The following is a 1,588-nucleotide window of genomic DNA, read 5'->3' as shown; positions in this document are numbered from 1 at the left end:
TAACGTCTTAGTATTTGTGCGTTGCGCTGTCTGCAAGGCACAAATCGCTTGTTGGACTTGGCCGATGCCACATCCATGTATTTGGTATGCTTTATGCTATAGGAGTTTGCTTTTCTGTGGTAGTCGTTTTTTTAAGCGACGGAAGGTAATTGATTGGTCTTCTTTATTATTTTGATGTTTCATTAGCACCTCTTTACTGCAAAACATCATGATAAACGGCATATGCATAACCTTTCCTATCATTGAAGCCGCATGCATTTTACTCGCATATTTTCATAGCAAGGTTTTACCCAAAATTGTTAGCTACAACTTATGCGTCATCGCTTTTATCTTGTGCATTACAGTCAGCCTGTCAGTCGAAATGGAACTCCTGCCTTTTGCGCTAACGCCAACAACTGCGGCTCGATGATCCCGATGAACTGTAAATAGCCTTGCTGGCACTTCGGACACAGCCACAAACAGTCTTGTTCAGCTACAGACTTGTCAGGCTCGCGCTGTACTAAGGGGAGCTGTGGTCTGATTTTCCCCAGTTTTTTCCGCTTGCAAGCATTGGCTAAAAAGCCAAAGTGCCGTACTCGCATCACTCCTTTAGGCAGCACATGTAATAGATAGCGCCGGATAAACTCTTCAGCATCAAGTTGCATTACTTTACGTTTATTACTGTCGGCATAATCTGTGTAGCTAAAGCTGACACTCTCAGCAGTCACGGCTTTAATTCTTGACTCATGCAGCATACCTTTACGGGTATAACGGCCTAGATACTTCACGACCGTCGTCGCACGACTCAAGCAGGCTTTACTGTACACACACCAAGGCTTGTTCATGAGCATGTCACTCTCCGGAACATCAAGCTCGCGCGCCCTGAGTGCTTGCAGCATCTTAGCTCGATACACGGTGGCAAGCGCTTTAACGGGAAACAGATAATCAGACTGCACCCCATGCCAAATGTCTTGCGCGGTTAACACCCCTCCAGGGATTAAGCAGTGCAGATGAATATGCTGACTCAGATTTTGCCCCCAAGTATGCAACACCGCAGTGCCGCCGAGTTGACCTTGCAGGTGTTTACGCGACATTCCAAACTGGCTTAGGGTCTGCCACACTGCCGCGAACAAGGCGCTATATAATTTCTTGGCAGCATAATGCGCCAAAATATTCAGCTCGTGCGGCAAGGTAAACACTAAGTGAAAATAACGACAAGACAATACCTCTGCTTGCTGTTTTGTTATCCACGCTTGGGTCTGTTTACCCTGACAACGAGGACAGTGCCTATCACCACAGGAGCAAAAGACTCGCTGCTCATACTGACACTGGCCACAACGCCACTGCTGTTCACCTAATGCTTGAGTTCGACAAGTCTGAATATGCTCGCACACCATCGTTTGTCGTGACGTTAGCTTATGACTTTGTTGATACTTTGGTAAATGGCGGTTAAAGACGTCACTCAGGTGATAGGAGTTTGCCATGACAAACCTCCTAAGTTAGCAAGTAAATCAATTCCTTGATGCCCGAGCTCTGGTGACCAATGTAAATAGCGCTCTGTGCTCTTAATACTTTGGTGCCCAAGCTGTTGCTGTAGCTGGTTAAGCGG

At 46.5% G+C, this 1,588-nt stretch carries 1 protein-coding gene and 1 pseudogene; both read right to left on the bottom strand.

The window, feature by feature from the left end:
• Window positions 1-344: 344 nt before the first annotated feature.
• Window positions 345-1,463, bottom strand: a complete 1,119-nt coding sequence (locus ACVBIL_RS20550; RefSeq protein WP_447168788.1) for an IS91 family transposase — start codon at window positions 1,461-1,463, stop codon at window positions 345-347.
• Window positions 1,442-1,588: pseudogene (locus ACVBIL_RS20545) on the bottom strand (tyrosine-type recombinase/integrase); the annotation flags it as partial. The pseudogene ACVBIL_RS20545 and the gene ACVBIL_RS20550, both read right to left, overlap by 22 nt.

The organism is Shewanella sp. 125m-7, assembly GCF_052977045.1.
This window is presented reverse-complemented; position numbering and strand designations above follow the sequence as displayed.